Annotated in this window: 22 protein-coding genes, 1 tRNA gene and 1 other RNA gene; 16 read left to right on the top strand and 8 right to left on the bottom strand. The window is 60.2% G+C overall.

Annotated features, from left to right (window positions below; genetic code table 11):
- Positions 1-153: 153 nt before the first annotated feature.
- Positions 154-474 carry a hypothetical protein gene (locus tag AC1RLZ_RS15425; protein ID WP_493189305.1) on the top strand — a complete coding sequence of 107 codons (321 nt, stop codon included), beginning with the start codon at positions 154-156 and terminating at the stop codon, positions 472-474.
- A 378-nt stretch (positions 475-852) separates the two neighbouring features.
- Positions 853-1,092: a hypothetical protein gene (locus AC1RLZ_RS15420; RefSeq protein ID WP_493189304.1), complete on the top strand. Its 240-nt coding sequence runs from the start codon at positions 853-855 to the stop codon at positions 1,090-1,092.
- Positions 1,093-1,157: 65 nt separating this feature from the next.
- On the opposite strand, the gene ssrA is transcribed toward AC1RLZ_RS15420, so the two are convergent.
- Positions 1,158-1,510, bottom strand: a transfer-messenger RNA (tmRNA) gene (gene ssrA, locus AC1RLZ_RS15415).
- A gap of 38 nt (positions 1,511-1,548) precedes the next feature.
- On the bottom strand, positions 1,549-1,911 hold the full coding sequence (locus tag AC1RLZ_RS15410) for a hypothetical protein (RefSeq protein ID WP_493189303.1): 363 nt from the start codon (positions 1,909-1,911) through the stop codon (positions 1,549-1,551).
- A 170-nt stretch (positions 1,912-2,081) separates the two neighbouring features.
- Here AC1RLZ_RS15410 and AC1RLZ_RS15405 point away from each other — a divergent pair.
- The 5 genes from AC1RLZ_RS15405 (at position 2,082) to AC1RLZ_RS15385 (ending at position 9,157) form a co-directional block, all read left to right on the top strand.
- A tRNA-Ser gene (locus AC1RLZ_RS15405) sits at positions 2,082-2,171 on the top strand.
- 476 nt (positions 2,172-2,647) lie between these two features.
- A complete protein-coding gene (locus AC1RLZ_RS15400) occupies positions 2,648-4,585 on the top strand; it encodes an acyltransferase family protein (RefSeq protein WP_493189302.1) in 1,938 nt (645 codons plus the stop codon).
- Between the two features lie 358 nt (positions 4,586-4,943).
- A complete protein-coding gene (locus AC1RLZ_RS15395) occupies positions 4,944-6,788 on the top strand; it encodes an acyltransferase family protein (RefSeq protein ID WP_493189301.1) in 1,845 nt (614 codons plus the stop codon).
- Between the two features lie 328 nt (positions 6,789-7,116).
- Positions 7,117-8,235, top strand: coding sequence for an acyltransferase family protein (locus AC1RLZ_RS15390; RefSeq protein WP_493189300.1), 1,119 nt, complete (start codon positions 7,117-7,119; stop codon positions 8,233-8,235).
- A gap of 76 nt (positions 8,236-8,311) precedes the next feature.
- Entirely contained in the window at positions 8,312-9,157 is an 846-nt protein-coding gene (locus AC1RLZ_RS15385) for a hypothetical protein (protein ID WP_493189299.1), read from the top strand.
- Positions 9,158-9,587: 430 nt separating this feature from the next.
- On the opposite strand, the gene AC1RLZ_RS15380 is transcribed toward AC1RLZ_RS15385, so the two are convergent.
- Positions 9,588-10,175 (bottom strand): hypothetical protein, encoded by a 588-nt coding sequence (locus AC1RLZ_RS15380; RefSeq protein ID WP_493189298.1) that lies wholly within the window; start codon positions 10,173-10,175, stop codon positions 9,588-9,590.
- Between the two features lie 689 nt (positions 10,176-10,864).
- Here AC1RLZ_RS15380 and AC1RLZ_RS15375 point away from each other — a divergent pair.
- Both AC1RLZ_RS15375 and AC1RLZ_RS15370 read left to right on the top strand, forming a co-directional pair.
- Positions 10,865-11,119, top strand: a complete 255-nt coding sequence (locus AC1RLZ_RS15375; protein WP_493189297.1) for a hypothetical protein — start codon at positions 10,865-10,867, stop codon at positions 11,117-11,119.
- Between the two features lie 168 nt (positions 11,120-11,287).
- The gene (locus AC1RLZ_RS15370) at positions 11,288-12,091 is read left to right on the top strand and encodes an outer membrane protein (protein ID WP_493189296.1); all 804 of its coding nucleotides are present in this window, start codon (positions 11,288-11,290) and stop codon (positions 12,089-12,091) included.
- 85 nt (positions 12,092-12,176) lie between these two features.
- Here the strand turns inward: AC1RLZ_RS15370 and AC1RLZ_RS15365 are convergent, their stop codons facing one another.
- Complete coding sequence (locus AC1RLZ_RS15365) at positions 12,177-12,401, bottom strand: hypothetical protein (RefSeq protein WP_371423299.1); 225 nt, start codon at positions 12,399-12,401, stop codon at positions 12,177-12,179.
- A gap of 200 nt (positions 12,402-12,601) precedes the next feature.
- Between AC1RLZ_RS15365 and AC1RLZ_RS15360 the strand changes: the two genes are divergently transcribed.
- Complete coding sequence (locus AC1RLZ_RS15360) at positions 12,602-12,790, top strand: hypothetical protein (protein ID WP_493189295.1); 189 nt, start codon at positions 12,602-12,604, stop codon at positions 12,788-12,790.
- Between the two features lie 528 nt (positions 12,791-13,318).
- The gene (locus tag AC1RLZ_RS15355) at positions 13,319-14,194 is read left to right on the top strand and encodes a LysR family transcriptional regulator (RefSeq protein WP_493189293.1); all 876 of its coding nucleotides are present in this window, start codon (positions 13,319-13,321) and stop codon (positions 14,192-14,194) included.
- 42 nt (positions 14,195-14,236) lie between these two features.
- Here AC1RLZ_RS15355 and AC1RLZ_RS15350 read toward each other — a convergent pair whose 3' ends face one another.
- The 4 genes from AC1RLZ_RS15350 to AC1RLZ_RS15335 form a co-directional block, all read right to left on the bottom strand.
- Complete coding sequence (locus AC1RLZ_RS15350; RefSeq protein ID WP_493189292.1) at positions 14,237-14,545, bottom strand: DUF930 domain-containing protein; 309 nt, start codon at positions 14,543-14,545, stop codon at positions 14,237-14,239.
- 202 nt (positions 14,546-14,747) lie between these two features.
- Positions 14,748-15,005 carry a hypothetical protein gene (locus AC1RLZ_RS15345; RefSeq protein ID WP_371423304.1) on the bottom strand — a complete coding sequence of 86 codons (258 nt, stop codon included), beginning with the start codon at positions 15,003-15,005 and terminating at the stop codon, positions 14,748-14,750.
- 81 nt (positions 15,006-15,086) lie between these two features.
- Positions 15,087-15,308: a hypothetical protein gene (locus AC1RLZ_RS15340; protein WP_371423305.1), complete on the bottom strand. Its 222-nt coding sequence runs from the start codon at positions 15,306-15,308 to the stop codon at positions 15,087-15,089.
- 65 nt (positions 15,309-15,373) lie between these two features.
- Entirely contained in the window at positions 15,374-16,048 is a 675-nt protein-coding gene (locus AC1RLZ_RS15335) for a Spy/CpxP family protein refolding chaperone (RefSeq protein ID WP_493189353.1), read from the bottom strand.
- Positions 16,049-16,251: 203 nt separating this feature from the next.
- Between AC1RLZ_RS15335 and AC1RLZ_RS15330 the strand changes: the two genes are divergently transcribed.
- The 5 genes from AC1RLZ_RS15330 to AC1RLZ_RS15310 all read left to right on the top strand — a co-directional run bounded on the left by AC1RLZ_RS15330 (position 16,252) and on the right by AC1RLZ_RS15310 (position 21,160).
- The gene (locus tag AC1RLZ_RS15330) at positions 16,252-17,241 is read left to right on the top strand and encodes a hydroxyacid dehydrogenase (RefSeq protein WP_493189291.1); all 990 of its coding nucleotides are present in this window, start codon (positions 16,252-16,254) and stop codon (positions 17,239-17,241) included.
- Between the two features lie 70 nt (positions 17,242-17,311).
- Positions 17,312-18,736 (top strand): amidase, encoded by a 1,425-nt coding sequence (locus AC1RLZ_RS15325; protein ID WP_493189290.1) that lies wholly within the window; start codon positions 17,312-17,314, stop codon positions 18,734-18,736.
- A 91-nt stretch (positions 18,737-18,827) separates the two neighbouring features.
- Positions 18,828-19,298, top strand: a complete 471-nt coding sequence (locus AC1RLZ_RS15320) for a hypothetical protein (protein ID WP_493189289.1) — start codon at positions 18,828-18,830, stop codon at positions 19,296-19,298.
- A gap of 217 nt (positions 19,299-19,515) precedes the next feature.
- Positions 19,516-20,274 carry a DUF2147 domain-containing protein gene (locus AC1RLZ_RS15315; RefSeq protein WP_493189288.1) on the top strand — a complete coding sequence of 253 codons (759 nt, stop codon included), beginning with the start codon at positions 19,516-19,518 and terminating at the stop codon, positions 20,272-20,274.
- 88 nt (positions 20,275-20,362) lie between these two features.
- A complete protein-coding gene (locus AC1RLZ_RS15310; RefSeq protein ID WP_493189352.1) occupies positions 20,363-21,160 on the top strand; it encodes a transporter substrate-binding domain-containing protein in 798 nt (265 codons plus the stop codon).
- Positions 21,161-21,164: the final 4 nt, after the last annotated feature.

Below are 21,164 nucleotides of genomic sequence, written 5' to 3'. Positions count from 1 at the left end.
TTTTCGTTGGGCACAGCAATATATGGTGATTTTTAAAATCCCCGTCGCCGTTTGGTTTGAATTTGCAGCTCGCCGCTAACGGAGATTAATTTCCGCGCCCCGCCCAGTCGATTTCAACTATTTGTTAGTTGAACGATCGCGCACGATCTTGATTTGATCGCAGAACGCGCCGACGGGATTCCTGGGCTGGATTCTGGCGGCAGGATTTTGGGGATGGAGATGGACGTTTCAAGGACGGACTGCGGCGGGATCACCGGTGCGGGAGAGTACAGATTTCGCGATGGCCACTTGATCGTGACGCTCTACCAGATCGCGATCTGGGCCGAACATCCCGAAGCCATCTTCACCGTCGTCACATCGCGCTTCCACAACAGCATGAAGCTCTATGTGCTCGGGTCGTGGCGTCTTCCGGATGCAGCGCCGGGCGATCACCCGCCCGCTCCCGCTAGTGCGGAAGGAATGTCGCTGCATTGATGACGGTGACGACCGCGAAAGCCATTATCCACAGCGGCCAGACGGGCGCCTGCGTCTGCGGGGTGAACTGTCGGGGGACGCCGAAATTGCGTGCCATTGCCTGCTCCATTGCATCGACCGAACGACACTGAATGTGAGCGTGCAATCTGTTAAAATTGCGTCGTGGCTGCGGTGACAATTTAGGCGCCCACGGCAAGCATGGCATCGGCGAGCGGCGCTTCGTGGTGACGCGGCGCGAGTTGGCAGCAAACAGGCACCATCGCGTGGTGACGTGGATAGCTGCCGACGATCATGCGCACATGCTGCCGGTAAGGTTGATCGGTTAGGTTAAGCCCGTAATTGCATTGACCGCACCGACAGCCCTGTTCAATTGCCGGCATGATCGACGATGACGACAACTATGAGCTGAATGACCAGGGCGTCCGGGTACTGATCGGGCTGATCGTGGAGGAGACTGCGGAATTCACCCGCCTCGACGGCACCATCGGTCACGGCCGCCCGCCTGGGATCTCGCCCGAACAATGGGCCCAGGCCGAAGACCGGCGCTGGCTCGAACTCTACCAGAAACACGAAAATGCGCGGCGGCCGTTCCTGCAGAGCGGCAAGACCAGGCATTGAACGCGCGGAAGCGCCACGCTCGCTGCTCTACAAATTAAAAGCCGCGCCAACCCGAAGGTTGACGCGGCCATGGCCGTTCTGTTGCAAGGTGGACCTACCCCGAACGGTTACGCCGCGAGGCGCACTTCGTTCATGCGAACGTTATCGTTTGCATTTAGGTTTTGACCCGATAACGGCGGTATCATGCCGAGCACAATTCTCAACTTCTTCGCGGCCATCGATCCTGTTTCGCCCCCGCCTGAGCAGCCCGTGCATTTCACCGTCCGGCGAAATCGATCTCACCCGGATGAGATCGCGAGCTGCTGAGGTGGAGGCGCCGGGTACTGCCCCCGGGTCTGCCCGCAGTCCATTGAGAGGTTCAGCGCCATCGTCTTGCGACGAACCAGATATAGGCGCGATCTCGGGCGAAATCTAGGCTCGGTCCGCCCTGCTTTCCGGGCAGAATGCCGCTGGCCGCTAGGCCTTCTTGGCGGAACCCTTTTTGGTGGCGGTCTTTTTGGCAACGCTCCTGGCTGCCTCTGCCTTGGCCGGCTTTCCTTTAGGTACTTTGGTCTTTGCGGGTTTGACTTCGGCAACCGAAGCTTCGGCCGGCAGCACGTCAGCGGCCTGAGGTCCTGAACCATGGGTCTCGACCGCTGGAACCTCGGCAGCCGGTTCCCCGGCAAGCTTCGCGATAGGCGCCTTCTTTGCCGCAGGCGCAGGCTTGCTCTCCGTGGCTGCAGCAGCCTTGCCCGCCTCCTTGATCAGTCGCTGCGCGGCCTCGAACTTGGCCTCGCGCATCGCACGCAAGGCGTCGGCGCGTGGTGTCGGGTTTGCCATGGTGGTCTCCGTCGTTCAGAATCGTCAGGCCTTGCTTAGCACGCCCACCCCGCCGGTACCGACCGCTCTTGAGAATCACCTGTCCCGCAGATTTCAGCGCCTGGCCGGCCATCCCGGCACAATCCTCTCTTTCCCTCGGCAGGCCGCTTTGCTAAGCGCTGTCCCACGACGGAAAGGTGGCCGAGTGGTTTAAGGCAGCGGTCTTGAAAACCGCCGTGCCTGCAAGGGTACCGTGGGTTCGAATCCCACCCTTTCCGCCATACGTCGCTCTTTCGACGCAGCGCCTCTGGAGGTCGAAAGACTCATCGCCGTCCGAGGCGGCTGATCTTTCGATTAATGCGATCTCCAGGGGAATGTCTCGGCGTCGCCCCGACCCATCATCGGATTGGGCCCGGGATGTTGGCTTAAACTCAGCCGTCTCGTCCGAGCCCGTTTGGCGTGTTGCTTGATCTGCGGCAGGAAGGACCGCCTGCATGGACACCGGCCGGGCGGAGTATGCCGCGTGGTGCGGCAGCATCTTCCGGAAGCAAGGGGCTCGCTCAAGGAAAGAACTTGGCTCGTGGTCCGCAGTCAAACGCGCCGAGGAGCCGATCCGCCTTGGGCTTTTTGCCCGCCCCAGCCCCTCCCCCCCCCCCGTGCGTGAGGGAGCGAATCCTTCGCCCTGCCAATGGCTTTACGCTGGCTCGTGGCCCTATTAGTACTCGCGTTGGGCGTGGAAGGCTTGGGGATCTACGGGGTGCATCTGCCTTATCGGGAAGACATTGACCGACTCCGCGGTCTTGCGGTTTTGGCGGTCGTGGCATTCCACTTTGGCGAGGCCGCTGGCGCGCACGGCGGCTACGTCGGCGTCGACATTTTCTTTGTCATTTCCGGTTTCCTGATCACGCAAATCATCCAGCGTGAGATGCTGGCCGGGAGCTTTTCGTTTTCAACCTTCTACGAGAGACGCGTGCGGCGGCTGTTGCCCGCGCTGTATGTGATGATCGCGGTTACGATCCCGCTCTCGATCCACTTCCTATTGCCATCTGAACGAAGCGGTTTCTTTGGCTCCATTGCTGGCGCTGTAACGTTCACCGCGAACATCTTCTTCTGGTCCCAGAGCGGATATTTCGATCGATCTGCCGTCGAGAAACCGTTGCTCCACACATGGTCTCTCTCCGTCGAAGAGCAATTTTACCTCGTCCTGCCGGTTTTGATCTGGGCTGTTCTGAGGTTTTCAGGAGCACGCGCCAAGCTAGTCCTATTCTCGGTCGTCTGCGGCCTCGCAGTTGCATCCTGCGCATCCGGACTGTGGTTACTCCGGAACGGTCAAAGCGCCGCGGCCTTCTACATGTGTCCCGTTCGTGCTTGGGAATTCATGATGGGAAGTCTGATCGCAATAGAGGGGTTTCCCACTCTACGACGGCAGCTTCACCGAAATATTGCTTGCGGCATCGGCTACGCGTTTTTGCTCATCCCCATATTCGGGCTTCGAGCGAACTCATCTTTCCCGGGATGGCATGCTCTTTATCCATGCGTCGGCGCTGCCCTCTTCATCTGGAGCGGTACCGGCGCTGCACAGGTCGTCCGCGGCCCTTACTCGCCATACCGCCTTGCGCGCTTCTTTGGAACGATATCGTATTCCCTCTACCTATGGCACTGGCCGCTGTTCGTCTTCGCAAGGTTTACGATGGACGGGCTTACGCTCAGTGGGTTCGATAAGCTCGTGCTCTTCGCCGGTGCAGTCGCGATTTCCTACGCCTCATGGAGATTTATCGAAGAACCCTTCCGACGAAGGGCATGGGCGGGCGGCCGACGCTCCATTGCTCTCGTCGCGGCCAGCGCTTCCGCCTGCCTCATTACGGCAAGTACAGCGGGCTTGATGATCCAGACGCCTCAGTCCGAGATGGACCAGCGTCTGGCCAAACTGGACGCTTTCAATTCCTTCGATCAGAGCGCCTATCGGGGGGGACAATGCTTTCGCTTCGATGATCGTCCATTCGATCCGGAGCGTTGCCTGCAACCTGCGTCCGGAAAACTGAACGTCCTCCTATGGGGCGATAGCCACGCCGCGCATTACTATCCCGGCTTGTCGGAGATGGCCAAGCGCGAGCGGTTCAATCTCATGCAGGCCACTCAGGCCGGTTGCACGCCGACCTTCCAGCCTCGCCCTAATGCGGGCGTATGGTGCCGCAATTTTGCTGCGACGGTCGTTCCGTGGCTCGATTCCCATACTCCGGATGTCGTCATCATTTCTGGCGACTGGTTGAGAGACGTTCACTCTTCACGCTTCGACTCTATGGTCGAGAACATCAAGGCCACCGCCGCGACCCTGATCTCGCGGGGAAGTCAGGTGATCGTTGTCGGACCCGCAGTCCAGTTCAAAACGGGTCTTCCCTCAATGATCATTCGTGCCACGTCCAAGGGCGTCGTGCCCGAGTCCGCAGATATGATCCGCCCAGACATCTTTGCGGGCGACGCGAAGATGAAAGCGGCGCTGCCAAACTACGAGGGTTTTACCTACATTTCTGTAGTCGACGACGTCTGCCCGGCTGGCACATGCCCGATCACTGTCGAAGACGGCACCCCTCTGGTTTGGGACTATGGCCATCTAACCGTCGAAGGATCCCGCTATATCGTCGCAAGACTGCCGTGGCCCCAGTTTCGCCCGGGGCCTTCGGCAATGAACGACTGATCTGAGGCAACGGCGCCACGCCGCATTCGCAACCGTTTCCGGAACGACACCTGCTTCCGGAACGTCGGGACCGCTCGCGGGATGGCCGAAATCACGCGGGACCGGTCCCCGCTCGATGCTGCCGCGTTAATTGAAGGGGGCCTTTTCCGGCAGGCAAACATCCACGCCACCTCGAAGAAGGCCAAAAAATCCATGCTTGAGGCGCTTTCCTGCCGCATCGCTCGCCCCTTTCCTCGACCTGCCACATCACCGTCGGGGCCTTCCGCAAAGGCCCTGCATCAGCGCCGCGTGCCTCGACTATCAGGTCGCCCCCCTATAGAAAGATACCTCCATATGATCACACCAGCGCTGAGAGGCCATGCCGCAAGACTATCGTCCAGATATTGACGGGCTTCGCGCTGTAGCGGTGATTCTTGTTGTTATCTTCCACGCATTTCCGGCCGCCTTGACCGGCGGGTACGTGGGCGTTGACGTGTTCTTCGTCATCAGTGGGTACGTGATCACCCGAAAATACTTCCCTCAAATGACGGAAGGCACCTTCAGTTTCGGGAAGTTTTACCAGGCGAGAGCTAGGAGGCTTTTGCCAGCGCTCTCTATTGTAATCGGAGCAACGGTTATCTTTGGCGGCTTCATCCTGCTGCCAATCAGATATGAGAATCTGGGCCTCCAAGGCATCGCCGGATTGTTGTTCTTCCCGAATTTCTTGGCATGGACGGAAGTCGGGTACTTCGATGCCGCGGCCGAAACGAAACCCCTTCTCCACCTATGGTCGTTAGGGATTGAAGAGCAATTCTACCTTCTCTGGCCGCTCCTACTGATCCTCTTTGCGAGAACCCAAAAGAGGGCGATCGCGTTTCTAACAGTGATCGTAGTTGCATCATTCATCTACTGCATCATTGACACACGTCTCAACCAAGCGACCGCATATTACAACCCGCTGGCTCGCCTTTGGGAACTCGGAACCGGCGGACTTATCGCGGTCGCAATCCGGAATCCTAAACGTGGGAACATCGTTTCTTTTTTCGGCCTTGTACTCATCTTATGCAGCGCCGCCCTTCTCACCAAATCAAGCGAATTCCCCGGCTGGCGTGCTGCAGCTCCTGTTGTTGGATCCGCCCTGATACTCGCTTACGGCGCGAGTTTCTTGGAGCGCCGGTTACTCATAGAGGTCGGAAAGATCAGCTACCCCGCTTACCTGTGGCACTGGCCCCTGATCACCTTTGCGACGATTTCAGGTCTTACATCCGCATGGATCATGGGATGCATCGTCATCGCCAGTTTTGTTCTAGCTTGGCTAACTACTGCACTGGTAGAAACACCAATTCGCTTCGGACGTCTCAGCCAGCGGGCGCCTGCTATTGCATCGTCGATGGCCGCTCTCGCCCTTTTAATGAGCGCCGCGGTATGTTTCAGCAGCGGCCTCCCAAAGCGCTACCCTGCGGAGATTCGATCTGTAATCGACACAATGCGATATGACTCAGCCGCAGGCGCTCGCGCGCAGACGTGCTGGATTGCGAACACTGCGACAAGCGAGTTCAGCAGAGAGTGCGGTGCTGGGCAAACATTGATCTGGGGCGATTCGCACGCTGGCCGCCTTTACACCGGCTTTTCCGAAGATCGCGACGGACAGGTCGCTCAATTTACACGAGACGCATGCCTACCCTCATTCGGTGCAAACTCGACGGTATGCGAAAGGAGCAACAACGATATTGTTAACAGGATCGCTGAGCTAAAGCCGAATAAGCTGATTATATTCGCCTTCTGGGCACATTTGGTAAACAGCGAAGAATTGAAGCGCTCCCAGATGAGCAGTCTCGCGCGCGCTGTGGTCGAAACGCGAAAATCAGTGAAGCAAATAGTGATCCTCGGTCCCGCGCCGCTATGGTCACCCGATTTGCCCACACAAGTTTATGAGAACTGGAAATCCTCGGGCAGAATTCCGGATCGCATCCGACCAAGCAACGTGGACTATAAGCAATTGGACAGCGATCTCGCCGCCGTAGCGAGGACCTCCGGTGCTCAGTTCATTTCGATATACAACGCCATGTGCAACGAGGCGGGATGCATCACACACGGAAGCTCGCCGAGAGGCGAATTGATCTCATGGGATTACGGCCACCTGACAAAAGCTGGAGCCAATTTTGTGGCTGACCTAGTCCGCACCGCAGCGCATACTTCACTTGAACGATCGGACCTGAAGTGAAGCACGATGCCGATGGAGATTAATCAAACACGCAGCTGGCAGCGATGCCGGTCTCCTTCCTTCCTCGCCCGACGATTGATGGAGAATAGGAGGCATCGCCGATAAAGAGCTTTCGGCACTCCTCGCGGGTGAGCGGCTCGTTCCCGTCGTGCACAACACGACGTATGACGCTCTCCGCGAAGTCAGCCCATGCCAGCCTCGCGAAGTAGACAAGAAGCTTGCACTCGTCATCGTGCGTTTGAATGACGCGGCCGCCCGGCGCTTACGATAGCGTGAGAGTCGAGGACCGATCATGAACCAAGGGACAAGCGCACCAAATTCGTCGCGCATGGCGTCGCTGGATCTATTGCGACTGCTGGCAGCGCTGGCTGTTGTCTTCTTCCACTATTGCTTCCGCGGCAAGATCGCAGGCGATCTCGACGACGGGTACCCCGCGGCGGTGCCGTTCGCAATGTACGGCTATCTCGGCGTAAATCTGTTCTTTCTGATCAGCGGCTTCGTGATCTCCTGGTCAGCCGAGGGCCGACACTGGCAGGAATTTTCCGTCGCGCGCTTCGTCCGGCTCTATCCCGGATTTCTCGTCTGCATGACGGCGACCTTTATCGTTCTCACGATTGCCCGCGATCCGCGTTTCCCGACCGATCTTTTGACCTATGCCGCTAATCTTTCGATGTTCGCTCCCGCCCTTGGTCGGCTTGCGATGGACGGCGTCTACTGGTCGATCATGCTAGAGATCGTCTTTTACGGCTGGTTCGCCGCGCTGATCTTCGTCGGCGTCTATCCGCGTCGAAAGCTCACCATTATCGCAATTTGGCTGGCAATTTCCGCGCTGAACGAGACATTCGTCGGAAGCGGCGCACTGCGCATCGTCCTGGTGACGGCATATGCACCGTTCTTTGCCAGTGGAATCCTAGCTTATCACCTGATTTCAAGAGGCCGCTCGTCGGGCGCGCTGGCACTTCTCGCAGCGTCGTTCCTGCTTTCGTGCAAGACCATCGTCTTCTCTCAAAACTGGATGATCACGCATCTTGGAGCCGCGCCGTCCTACCCTCACCTCGTCGCCGCGAACATCGCGATACACGTGATCTTTGCCGGCGCCATCATGCTCCGATCCGTCGTGCGTCCGTCTCCGACGATGTTGATGCTGGGCGGCCTGACCTATCCGCTCTATCTGTTGCATCAATTCATCGGCTACATTCTGCTCAATGCGCTTGCACCGCATGTCGGCAAGCACGCCGCCGTCATACTCGTGCTGGTTGGAATGTTCATTGCGTCCTTCCTCGTCTGGCACTTCATAGAAGTACCAGTACGCAAACCGCTGATCCGAGGGCTGATGTCTATCATCAGCCGTTTGGCCGCGGGTTACCGGGTTGCGCAAGAAGTCTGCTTTGCTCCCTCGATCGCTTCGCCGGGCGCGAAAGTTGAAGGCAGCGAACCGCCCGCTTGATCTCGACCCCCAACACCGTGAGTGGAAAAGGCGGGCATTCGTACCAACTCGGCCGGCTGGCATAAGGAGATGGGCTATGAAAATCGCTCTACTTGCCGTGATCGCGCTGATCGCATGGATAGCGGGCGCGAGCGCTCAAACCACCGTTCACTATGCATCCGGTTTGGGCGCCTCAGACGCGCGAGCGGGAGCTGAACTCGGCTTTAACATGGCCGACGTTGGCGACCTCGCCTCGCTCAACGCTCTCCCCCAAGGCATGAAAGGCCTGATCTGGCTTGGCATCAAAGGCGGAGCCACGACCGAGTTTCAGAACAAGGTGAAACCGTTCATCGGCAACGCGAAGGTATTCGGGTTCTATCTCTGGGACGAGCCTGATCCAACTGGCAGGTATGGCGAACTCATCACCCCAAGTAGCCTTAAGGAACAGTCCGATTGGATACACCAGAATGTCCCGGGTGCGAAAACGTTTATCGTGCTGATGAACATGGGCTCATCGAACGCCCGCCCGGACTACAAGAATACATACAACCCGGCAAACACCGGAATCGATCTGTATGGGCTTGATCCTTACCCTTTCCGTACAGACGCGGGCGCATCGAACCTGAATGACATAGACGCGGCCGTTGCGGCCGCCGTCCAGGCGGGAATACCTGCAGGAAAAATTGTGCCGGTGTTTCAGGCGTTTGGCGGGGGCACCTTCAAAACGGCTGAGGGCGGGAAATATGTCGTCCCTACCCCGAAACAACTTCAGGCGTTGATCGATCGGTGGACGACCATCATTCCATCGCCGGAGTTCGATTTTGTTTACTCATGGGGAAATCAGCAGGGCGATACAGCCCTTCGTGACCGGCCCGAGCTACAGGTTGTCTGCAAGGCGCACAATACTGGCGGGGCTGCCCTCGGTCCTTCTCGCGGACAGTGAGCAACACCAAGGGGTCAACGCCGCGCGTAGTGCCGCAGACGATCCTCTATGATAACATCAGGATCGCGGTTGCCCGCGTTCTCGGCGATGGTAATCCGCGGTTAGACGTTCTGCCCATTATCGTCGTTTCCCTTCCGCCATTTGCCGCATCAGCCTCCATCGGACGACATGATCGATCAATCCGAGCCAACAACGCCCGCCGAAACACTCGGCGCTCTCAAGCCGCCGCGCTGTGCGATGTGCCGGGCGCGGATGACGTTGTTGCGGAGCGAGCCCGATGCCGGGGGTGGCGACAAATGCACCTTCACCTGCCCCAAATGCGAATTCGTGAAGACCAAGATCGTCGGCGGGCCGCCCGATCTCAGCCGCCATCGCCCGCCTCGGAAGGCAAGACAGCCCGGGACGCGCCAGGCCGCTTCGAGGATCGGAACTAACGCGGTGGCTGAGCCGCCGGGAGCGGTGCGCCGCCGACCGAGATAGCTCCTGCAGGACGATCGGCGGGTCGTTTACGCGGTGCCGTTGGCGCCGGGCGGGCGACGACGGGAGCAGCCGGAACTGCGGCCAAGGGTGCTGTCGGCACGGCGGCCGGAGCCGGCGGTGCGAGAACGCCTCGGCCCTGCAGCGCATCGATCTTGGCGGTCAGTCCAACGACCTGGGTCGTCAGGCCCTGGATCTGATCGGACAAGCGCTTCAATTCGACCTGCTGCGCCGTCAGCAGTTCGGTTGCGGCCTGGATCGAACTTCCGGTCTGTTGCTGGAACGCTGCGAAATCAGTCGCGCTGACTCCGCCCTCCGCCGCGCTGGCCAAAACCGGCGCGCCATCTCTGCTGCCAGTGCTTCCCGTGACAGCTTGCACCATATCGGTCAGCGCTTCGCGGTAGTTCAGCCAGAGATATCCACCGCCGCCACCGAGGATCAGCAGCACGACGATGATTCCGAGCGGGCCGAACGACCTGCGCTTGGGCAAGGTCACCGGCGGCGGCCCGACATTGATCTCGTTATTGAATGCATCGGCCACGGGAGATCCTCACTTGCGGCATCCGATCCTGCGGCTCGTCGAGCGAGACAACCGGCGCCATTCCTTGGAGCGTATGTAAGCAAAAAATCCGCGGAGGTGAACTGCTGCGCCCCGCTAATCCCCCATGTCCCGTCGTCATGCCCGCGCTCATACGTCTTCAACGCCAGTTAACGCTGCGCCAGGCAGGTCTCGCCTCGTCGGCGCCGCATTGTCATCGCCATCGCGCCGCGATCGCTCCTCGCGACCGGGTAAAATGTTGCAACGACGCATCACTACAGCTCCGAATGAAAAGCCGACCGCGAATCTCTTTGACTGTGCGGCCCCCTGTGACGTTTGTAGGTCGCGGGGGAATAAGGACTACCACGATGATCGAGACCGTCACCGCACTCTTCGGCTTTCTCAGCGCCGGCATTCTGGCCGCTCACGCCTATGACGGTTACCGCGCCCGCTTCTAAGCGCGCAACGATCTCGCAGCATCGCCGCTCAGCCATGTCGCAACCCAGCGAGTTGGTGCGTCTGCAACCACTGTGCTGCCTTGCTCGAGAGGCCCGGCTTCAACGAGAGCTGCCTCCGGCGAAACAAGACTGAAACACGATTCTCCAGATCCGCTTTGAACGCGCGCCGTAAGGGCTGCGACTGATGGGCAGGGACACAGCAAGGCGCACCGCGCCCACCCATGGAGAATATCTATGTTTCGCAAAATGACCCTCGGACTGATCGCTGCGGCCTCACTCGGTGCGGCCGCCCTCGCCCCCAGCGCTGCGTCGGCTCATGGCTGGCATATTGGCGGCTGGCACGGTGGATGGGGTGGCTACGGTCACCACGCCTTCTATGGCGGGCCCGCTTTCTATGTCGGCGGCCTGACCGATGGCTGCCTGCAGCGCCGCGTCGTGGAAACCCGCCGTGGGCCGCGCGTCCGTACCGTCAACGTCTGCGCCTACTGATCACACCAAATTACGGAAAGCCCGGCCGCCCACGTGGCCGGGCTTTCTGCTGCCTTACTCAGGTATTGTTCTGCTTCTGTTGCCCTCCGGTGACAGCCAAGGTCCGCGTTTCCAGCTAAGGCTTGTGTCGAATTCGCTCAATATCTTCAGGGCGATGGAAGGTTCTGGATGCGAACGCTTTGGCTGGCCGCGATCATCGCAGCGTCGGGCGCGGTGAATGCCGCTGCCGCCGACCTGCAGTCGCGCGTGTGGACCAAAGCGCCCGCGGCGACTGAAGCAGGCTACAACTGGGGCGGCTGGTATGCTGGCGGCAATGCCGGCGGCTCCTGGGGCCAGAGCAACGTCTCCAATGCTTTCGTCAACGGCACGGCGCCGATTGCAAACCAGCAGGCGATCGCAGCATCTTCACCGCGGCTCAATCCCGACGGTTTCACCGGCGGCGGCCAGATTGGCTACAATCATCAGGTCGATCGCTGGCTGTTCGGCGTCGAGGCCGATGCGAATTATTTCGGCCTGAAACAGTCGCGCGGTTTCACCGCCCCCTTCCCGGCCGGCGGGTCCTTCACCACGGCCAGCTCGGTGACAAGCGACTGGCTGGTCACGCTGCGCCCGCGCGTCGGCTATACGGTCGATCGCACGCTGTTTTATGCGACCGGCGGTCTCGCACTGACCGAGTTGAATTTTGCGTCGTCGCTCACCGACACGACCGGCCAGAACGAAGCCGCATCATTGTCGAAGACCGTAGCGGGATGGACGATCGGCGCAGGCATCGAACACGCCTTCAGCAAGAACTGGTCGGCGAAGGTCGAATATCTCCACACCGACTTCGGCAAGCAGTCGGTAACGGCGCCGGTCTTCACCGGTCCCGGCGCGGCAACCGGTATCATCGCCCACGATGTGGATCTGAAGACCAATACGGTGCGCGGCGGACTGAACTATCATTTCGGCGGCCCGTCGGTCGCGCGCTACTGATCGCTGCGGAACGCATCGAAAGAAAAAGCCCTCCGAAGCGAGGGCTTTTTCTTTCGATACCAGTTTTTGATGCGCACTGCGCGGCTCAACCCGTCATCGCCAAAGCGCGACTTTCGACCGGATACGGCTCTACCGTGATGGTCCAGCGCAGCGGCCAGCAGGTCAGATCCGGACGGACGGCATGAACATAGCCGTTGACGAAAACGCTGTCGGCATCATCGCTAAATCGTTCGTCGATCAGTTCGCCATGGAGATGCGCCATCCGGCAGCGGCGCATCTGCGCGTATTTCGTCGTCTCGTATTTGGCCAAATCAGGCCTCCCCAACGTCGCAAGGTCCCCGCAGGAACTGTCGGCGACTCGCGGTTAACAAAGCCTCAAACGAACCTGCGACGGTATCGGGCTAGCGGTCTCTGCACCCAATGTGAGGAAGACCCCGACTTTCGGCGATCAGATTCACGGCTGCTTCAAGAATGCAGAACAGTGTGGCGGCAATATTATTGGAGCGTCCCATGTTCATGATTGCGAGCATTCTGACGGTCGCTGCCGGTGTGTTCTATGCAGCGAGCATCAATAACAGCGGATGGGCGATGCAGGTGTGCCGCTATGGCGACATTTTCTGCATGAACCCGTCATGGCTCATCATCGCTGCCGTCCTGTCCGTCATCTGGGCCTTCTTCCTGCGCGTCGACCGACTCTAGTCGGTCGATCAGCAGACGATCTGGTCGGCAGCGAGTTCAGCAGGCCCAGGAGCTGCCCCGGCGCGGTGCCAAACGCAACGATTTCGATGCGGCGCAGTGTGGACAGCCAAAGGTGCGAACCTCCCCGCCCTCGTCGTCCGACTCGATCTTGATCAAATAGACTTGGGTCCTGCAGTACGAACATTTCAAATGCTCGGTACGAATATTGTCGTTGAGGTAAGCTCCGCGGGTACCGGGCATCTGCAGTCTCCGAAAACCGAGAACAGCTCGCCCGGACCTGCGCGTTTTCGCGCATGATGCGAGCGTGGAACAGACAACCTATAATTGCTTAAAGAGCGCGCTACCCGATTGGGGAATCGCAGCAGTAGTGAGCTACCTTATTCCGGTTGAATTATCCAGATTGCAGGTTCGCGGCGATACGTCTTTTCACGCAGTTTAGAGTGCATTTAAACTCTTCGATTGCGGTCCATCGCCACACAACTATAGATGTTGATGGACCGATCTATTCGATGACCCTGGAATGTCGCAATGCACAAGCGATATCAGCCGCTCAACATCCCCATCGAGATCGTCCGTACCGTTGTGGCGATCTCCGAGACTGGCAGCCTGACCAAGGCTGCCGAACGGCTGGGCCTGAGCCAACCGGCCGTCAGCTCCCAAATCAAGCGCATCCAGGCCATGGTGGGAGGCAACCTCTTCACCAAAACGGTCAACGGTACGACCGCCACACAGCTCGGCAAGCTGGTCCTGCACCAGGCCCGCCGCATCCTCGAGGCTAACGACCAGATGCTGCGGATCGGCGGCGCCGCCCATCATCCGCAGCCCATCCGGCTGGGATTAAGCACATTGTTCGTCCGGGAGTTCTTCACTAACCAGACCGCCCAAAGCCTGACCGATCTGGTCATTCATACAGACAACTCCATCAGCATCACCAAGGGCCTGATCGACGGCTATATCGACATTGCCTACATCCTCGAAAATCCGGAGATGGGCAGCGAAGCCTCGCACCTGATCGTCAATGAGACAGACGAGGAATTCGTTTGGGTGCGCGCGAAGGAGTTCGTCCTCAGTCCGGGCTCACCGATCCCGCTTCTGACCTGGCCGGGCGACGATCTGATGATCCGGACGCTGACGCGCCACGGCCTCTCCTACAAGATTGTATTCAACAGTCCCGACTATCACGCCAAGCTGGCAGCCGTTGAAAGCGGCATCGGCATCACCGCGATTCCGAAACGGATGATCCCACCTGCGCTCGTCTGGGCGCAGGAATATTACTTGCCGCACCTGCCGCCTCTCAAAGCGTTGCTGTGCGCGCGCTCGAACCTGGAGACGATGCAGAGCACGGACTTGCTCAACGAGATCTCGTCACGCTTTTTCAAGTCACCAGGCGTCGTGAACCTATAGTGCCGCCACGATCGTGGACCTGAATACGGGCTGCTGTGGCCGTCAGCGCGGCACCAGATAGTGTTCGTCCCATTCGCCGCGCGGCACTTCAGCGCCGAGCTGATAGGCGAAGGATTTCACCTCGAGTCCGTCAGAGCTGGTCTCGCAGACATAGGATAGTCTGTACCACTTGCCCCCGCTGCGAACGGCACCGCCCGGCGCCTTGATCTGGTTGCCGCGAATGACCGGATCGGCAAACGCATAGGCAACGAACTCGTCCGGCTTGTATCCCTTGTGCTCACGGCCCACGGCGCCCATGGCGCGCGCATCGCAACGCTGCTCCAGACGGGTTTCCGGCGACAGTTTGAGCATCTGATCGGTCCGCGACGACGCTGCATATAGGGGAGACTGCGCAGCGACGCAGGCAATAGCCAGGACTGCAAATGCAATTTTTTCCATTGACTTATGCCAATTACCTTATGTGAGTTGGGAGGATTCTTCGGCTTGAACCTATCATGTTCGCACATGCAAAAAACCCCGCTCGTGTTACCGGCGGGGTTCAAATTTTGGATCGTCAGCCGATCCGTTTGAATGTGAGCAGCTGGTGAAATTCCGATGGCAGGAACTGGCGGCCGCCGAGACCGGAGATGCTGACGCGCCACCCCGCATCGTTCAGCGTCCGGGCCTGCGCGACAGCAACGTCCGGAATGATCCGGTGCGTCACCATGCTCTGGTCATTGCGCGTTGCGTGGATGGTGAAGACATCGCCCCGCCGCGAAGCCGGCGGGATGTCGGTTGCTTCAAGATCACTGTCAGAGAACACGGTCGCCAACGCCTGTCTCCATCATCAGTCAAAGCCCGAGGTCATTGTGCGGCACCCATGGTTAACCAATTACTACAACCGCGCGAGCTGTCAGGATTTGAAGACGCCCGTGATCTTGTTCCAGAGCGATGAACGATCGTCGTTATCGTGTTTCGAGCGGTCCGGCTGCGTAGCACTCACAGGATCCGAAGCCGGGAAACTGTCCTTCAGCCCGGTGCTGAGTTCCTCATGAGTCTTGCGATCAGCGCGCGCTGCTTCCTTCACGCCGACAGCGTATTTGTCGTGGGGCGCGGGATCGAATTTCTCGGCCATGATCGTCTCCTTCATCTGATGAAGGAAAAACGTCCCCGTGAACAAGAGGTTCCGCTCTGCGGCAATTAGTCGAGACCACGCTCGCGGCTGAGGCCGACCATCTCCTGGATGAACAGCGCCTTCTGCTTGTCATCCAGCGTGGCGAATAGCGGTTCCGCAGCATCGGCAACGGCCCGCTGATCGACGGCCCGGTCGTTGAGGAACTGGGCCTCGTTGCGCATCTGCTCGATGATGTCATCCGGCGGATCGCGCTGAGCGCGGGCGATGCGCAGTTTCAGACGCTCCGCGCCGTTATTGCCGAGCGTATGCATGGCGCTGCTGAAGCCGGCCCAGTTCTTTTCCTGCTCCGGCGTCAGGTTGAGTGACGCCTTGATACGGGTAATGTTGGCATCGCTATTCGCGACGATCTGCTCCGCGGTCAGTTCCGGCTCCGCCGCGGGTTGAGCGCCCTTCTTGGCGGCCTTGGTTTGTTTGGCACCCGACTGCCCGCCGACGGGACCGCGAACATTGCTGTTCGAGGGAACGCCCAGGACGCCGCCAACAACGCCCACCACGCCGCCGATCGCGCCACCGAGCACGCCACCGATCGGCCCGGCCGCACGATTGCCGTCTCTCGCACCCTGCTGCACGCCCTGCACCAGCCCCTGCGCGTGAACCGCCGCGGAATTTCCGAGCAACAGAACGGCGGCAACGCACAGCACATGACGCAGTGGTCGGAGCGTGCGCTTGGGCAAATTCATTTTGGTCATCACCGTCTCCTCACCGCAATTTCGCGGCGCAGCAAATCACTTGCGATCATCAGCAACCATAGTGGCTTCAACACGGCCAAGTCCACACGCTGCGTCTCCGCCAATGGTAGACCTCATCGAGCCAAGCCTGTTAGATAACGCCCGCGTGGCCACTGGCGGGTGCGCAACAACATAGAATGCTTCAAGGGGTGGAAATGGCGACCAACAAGAAGAAACTTCTGATCACCGAGTCGATGTCGACCCAGGGAATGGACCTGTTCAATGCACGCGATGACATCGAAGTGGTCAAGTTCAGCAATCTGATTTCCGCTGCCGACTACATCAAGCTGATTGAGCAACACGCACCCGTCCACGGCACCGCGCTCGGCGCCACGCGGTTCGGCGAGCCCGAACTCGAAGCCTGCAAGGACATGAAGGTGGTGGCGCGCATCGGCGTCGGCTACGACGCGGTCGATGTGCCGGCGCTGTCCAAGCGCAAGGTGCCGCTGATGATTGCTGGCACCGCCAACTCGCCCTCGGTCGCGGAACAGGCGCTGTTCATGATGCTGACGCTCGCCAAGCGCGCGGTTGAACTTCACGCCATGGTCAAGGAAGGCAAATGGGCGTCGCGTTTCGGCGCGTTGCCATTCGACCTGTTCGGCAAGACCGTGCTGGTGGTGGGCTTCGGCCGCATCGGCACCCGCACCGCCAAGCGTTGCCAGGCGATGGAAATGAACGTGCTGGTCTATGATCCCTATGTCTCGGCCGATACCATCAAGGCCGCCGGATGCGAACCCGTGAGTGATCTCGATGCGGTCCTGCCGCGCGCGGATTTCGTCAGCCTGCATTGCCCCAAGACCCCGGAGACGACCGGCCTGTTCAACGCCGCGCGGATCGCGCGGATGAAGCCCACGGCCTATCTCATCAACACTGCACGCGGCGGAATCATCGTCGAAGCCGCACTGCATGATGCGCTGGTCTCAGGCAAGCTCGCCGGCGCCGGCCTCGACGTGTTCGAAGCCGAACCGCCGCCGCTCGGTCATGCGCTGTTCGAACTACCGAACGTGATCATCGCGCCGCATGTTGCCGGCGTGACCCGCGAAGCGCTCGACCGCATGGGCGCCCAGACCGCGCTGAATATGTTGAGCGTGCTCGACGGCGAGCCGATCAAGCAGAACGCCGTCAATGCGGATGTGTTCGGCTGAACCGTCGATTGCTGGCGCGGATGGTTGTCCGCGCCAGCACTTCCGCAATCCTCACCAGAGCACCCCTACGATGGCATTCAAGGAATACGGCGATCACGACGCGCTCGGCCTCGCCGGACTGGTGCGCAGCAAGCAGGTCAGCGCGCGCGAACTGCTCGACGAAGCCGTGGCGCGCACCGAACGCGTCGATCCCCGGATCAACGCCGTCGTGGTGCACCATGAGGACTATGCGCAGCGCCAGATCGACAAGGGTTTGCCCGACGGGCCGTTCACCGGCGTGCCATTCCTGCTGAAGGATCTCGAACTCCTCGACACCACGCGCACGACCTTCGGGGCCAGTCTCTACAAGGACTTTGTCGCCGATCACACCGGCACCCTCGCCCAGCGTTTCCTCGATGCCGGCCTCACAATATTCGGCAAGAGTGCGAGCCCCGAATTCGGACTGATGCCGACGACGGAGTGCCGGCTGCACGGACCGACGCGCAATCCCTGGAATCCCGATCATACATCAGGCGGCTCCTCAGGTGGCGCAGCCGCTGCCGTGGCTGCGCGGATCCTGCCGGTCGCGCATGCCAGCGACGGCGGCGGCTCGATCCGTATTCCCGCCTCGGCCTGCGGCGTGTTCGGCCTGAAGCCGACCCGCGCCCGCAATCCGACAGGTCCTGACAAGGCCGAAGGCTGGGGCGGTTTTTCCTGCGGCCATGTCGTCAGCATCAGCGTGCGCGACAGCGCCGCGATGCTCGATGCTGTTCACGGGCCTGAACTGACCAGCCCCTATATGGCGCCCGCGCCGGAGCGCCCGTTTCTCGATGAAGCCGGCCGCGATCCCGGCAGGCTGCGCATCTTCTTCACCGACAAGTCGCCCTATGGCGATGCCATCGATCCCGAAGTGGCCGCTGCCGTCCGAGATGTCGCCAGGTTGCTCGAAGCACAGGGTCATCATGTCGAAGAACGCGCGCCGGTGTTGCCGCTTGACCCTGCGCAGGTGATTGCGGCGATCGTGTCGGCCAATACGGCCGCGACCGTGCAATTTGCGGAGAAGAAGTTCGGCCGCCCGATGACCTCCGATGATTTCGAGAAACTCACACTCGGCAGCGCACACAATGCCCGCAAGGCCAGCGCAGTTGATTACGTGACAGCACTGCAGAATGCCTTCCAGATCTCACGCAGCGTCACCGAGTTCTTCACCGGCTGCGATATCTTCCTGTCGCCGACGCTCTGCACGCCGCCGATCAGGATCGGCGAAATCGACACGATGTCGGACGATCTCGGCCATGTCGCGCCTTTGCTCCGCCGCTACATGCCAGGCACCAGCATGGCCAATATGACCGGCCAGCCGTCCATGTCGGTGCCCTTGGCCTGGAGCAGCAAAGGCCCGCCGATCGGTATGATGTTCACGGCGCATTTCGGCGACGAGGCCATGCTGTTCCGTCTGGCGGGCCAGCTCGAGCAGATCCGGCCCTGGAAAGACAGGCGTCCGCCGATCTCTGCCTAAAAACAGCCACAGCGATTACCAAAATGAAACCACAGCCGTTTAGATATCGGTCCTATGTGGACGTTGCGTAATTGCAGAGAGGCGCATTTCGATGACCCAGAACGATCCGACCGATCACGCCCTCGCGGCCATTGCGAGCATTTTAGACCGCAAGGAAGCGGAAGCGCGTGAGGCCGAGCAGCCGTCGGTCACTGTGGTCACAGAAACCGTGGTCACCGAGACTGTATCTGTCATGGTCGCCGCGGAGCCCGAAGCACCGCTCGTCGAACACGAGTCGCCTTCTACGGCTCCAGAGGCCATCGAAGTCGACGGCTACTCCCGGCTCGGTCCGGGTCCGCTGGATGCCATTCGCTTCCGCTGGACCGCGCGTCGCGACGACAACGGCCAGTATTTTGTCGATGAAACGATCGGCAGTTCGCGGCCGATTTCCACAGGGCCAATGCCGCGCGACGCGATTATTGATTTCATCGATGGACGCGAACGCGCTGCGCGCGATCGTTTCGAGACGCTCAAGAGCCAGATGACCGTGGGCAGCAGCGCTTCGCGGTATAGCGACTACTGACGAAAGCCTGTTTCAGGCGACGCCGCCGTCCGGCGGCGGCGTTGAGGCCTATCACGCTGCCTCAAACCGACGATGTCCGGCGCAGGATTGAACCACTTCTTCAGTCGGCGCCACACACCAAAGCAATTGCAATTCCCCCTGAGCGATGCGGATCACAGTGTTCGGGCGCATCCGCGACGCTGCTCAGGGTCAGGATTTCAACCGCTTTGGAGGACACATGAAGTTGCACTTCGCCCTCGCCACCATCCTGCTGACCAGCACCGTCGCTCAGGCCGGCGACAGCTACTCGTTCGATATCGGCGGCCGCACAATTACCATCGAAGCGCCAAGCGACTGCAACTCGACGGACTGCATCTCGGTTTCCATTCCCGGCATTTACGAATATGGCACCAAGCGCAGCAAGCGCGAGCGTGACCGCGAGGCCCGCGAGCTGGCCCCTCCCGCTCCGCGACCCGAACAGGCGGCCAAGCCCGTGGAGACGCAGAAGCCCGTTGTCGCCCCGAAAGAGGCCGCAGTTCCGACGACAGCTGTCACCCCATCCGTCGCAGTGGCCCCGCAGCCTGCACCGGCGCCCGTTCCGGCCGAGAAGCTCACTCCGTCCGCCGTGGTCGCCAATGCACCGCCCAGCGATCCAGTTAGCAAGCCGGATACGTCCGCGCCGGTTACGCCTGCCGCCGCGGCCACGCCGCTCGGCATCTGGATGACCGAGAAGAAGGAAGGGAGGGTTCGCATCGAACAATGCGGCGTCAATCTGTGCGGCTACGCGATGAATGCCAAGACCGAGGCCAATGGTGAGAAGGTGCTGATCAACATGAAGCCCGGCAATCACAAATGGACCGGCAAGATATTCGATCCGAACAGTGGCAGCACCTATGACTCGACCATCGCGCTCAAGGGCAGCGACACGCTGCGCGTCCAGGGCTGTGCCTTCGGCGGCATGTTCTGCGGCGGCCAGACCTGGACGCGGGTGAACTGATCAGCGGATTGAACGCTCGGACATCCCCTGTAAGCTGTCACGCAGCGCGCAGTTGAAATGGCGCGCCCACGATTCAGACGGGGGAAACATCATGATCCGGATCATCGCCGCCTGGCTTGCGGCCTGCCTGCTGCTGACCGCACCATCGCAGGCGCAGATGCCGGCCCCTGCGCCCTCACCGTCCCGCCTCGACGACATCATCGCCCGCGGGACGCTGCGTGTCGGATTGACCGGCGACTACATGCCGTTCAGCGCATTCGATCCGGCCACGACATCGTTCAAGGGCTTCGACGTCGAGATGGCGGAAGCGCTCGGAAAAGCGCTCGGCGTCAAGGTTGACTATGTGAAGACCAGCTGGCCGAAACTGTCAGCTGACTTTGCGGCAGACCAGTTCGATATGGTGATGGGCGGCGTGTCGATCACCCTCGACCGGCAGAAGAAGGGCGTGTTCTCGATTCCCATCATGCGCGAGGGCAAAACGCCGATCGCGCGCTGCGCCGATGCGAGCAAATTCGGCACACTCGCCGAAATCGACCGCCCCGGCGTCAAGGTCATCGTAAATCCCGGTGGCACCAATGAGCGATTTGCGCGGGCGCATATCAAGGCAGCCGACATCACCGTCTTCAACGACAATACCAGCATCTTCGACGAGATTGCGCAGGGCCGTGCCGACCTGATGATGACCGACGCGTCAGAGACCCGCTATCAGCAGAAGCTGCACCACGGCGTGCTCTGCGCCGTGCATCCTGATGCGCCGTTCGACTTTGCCGAGAAGGCCTACTGGCTCCAGCGCGATGTGGCGCTGAAAGCGTTCGTCGATCAGTGGCTGCACATCATGCAGGAAGACGGCAGCTTCCGTGCCGCCGTCAGCCGCTGGTTCGAATAGCAAT

It is taken from the genome of Tardiphaga sp. GW822-FHT04G09 (genome assembly GCF_058800725.1).
The sequence above is the reverse complement of the archived record's forward strand: the minus strand, read 5'-3'. Positions and strand labels throughout refer to the sequence as shown.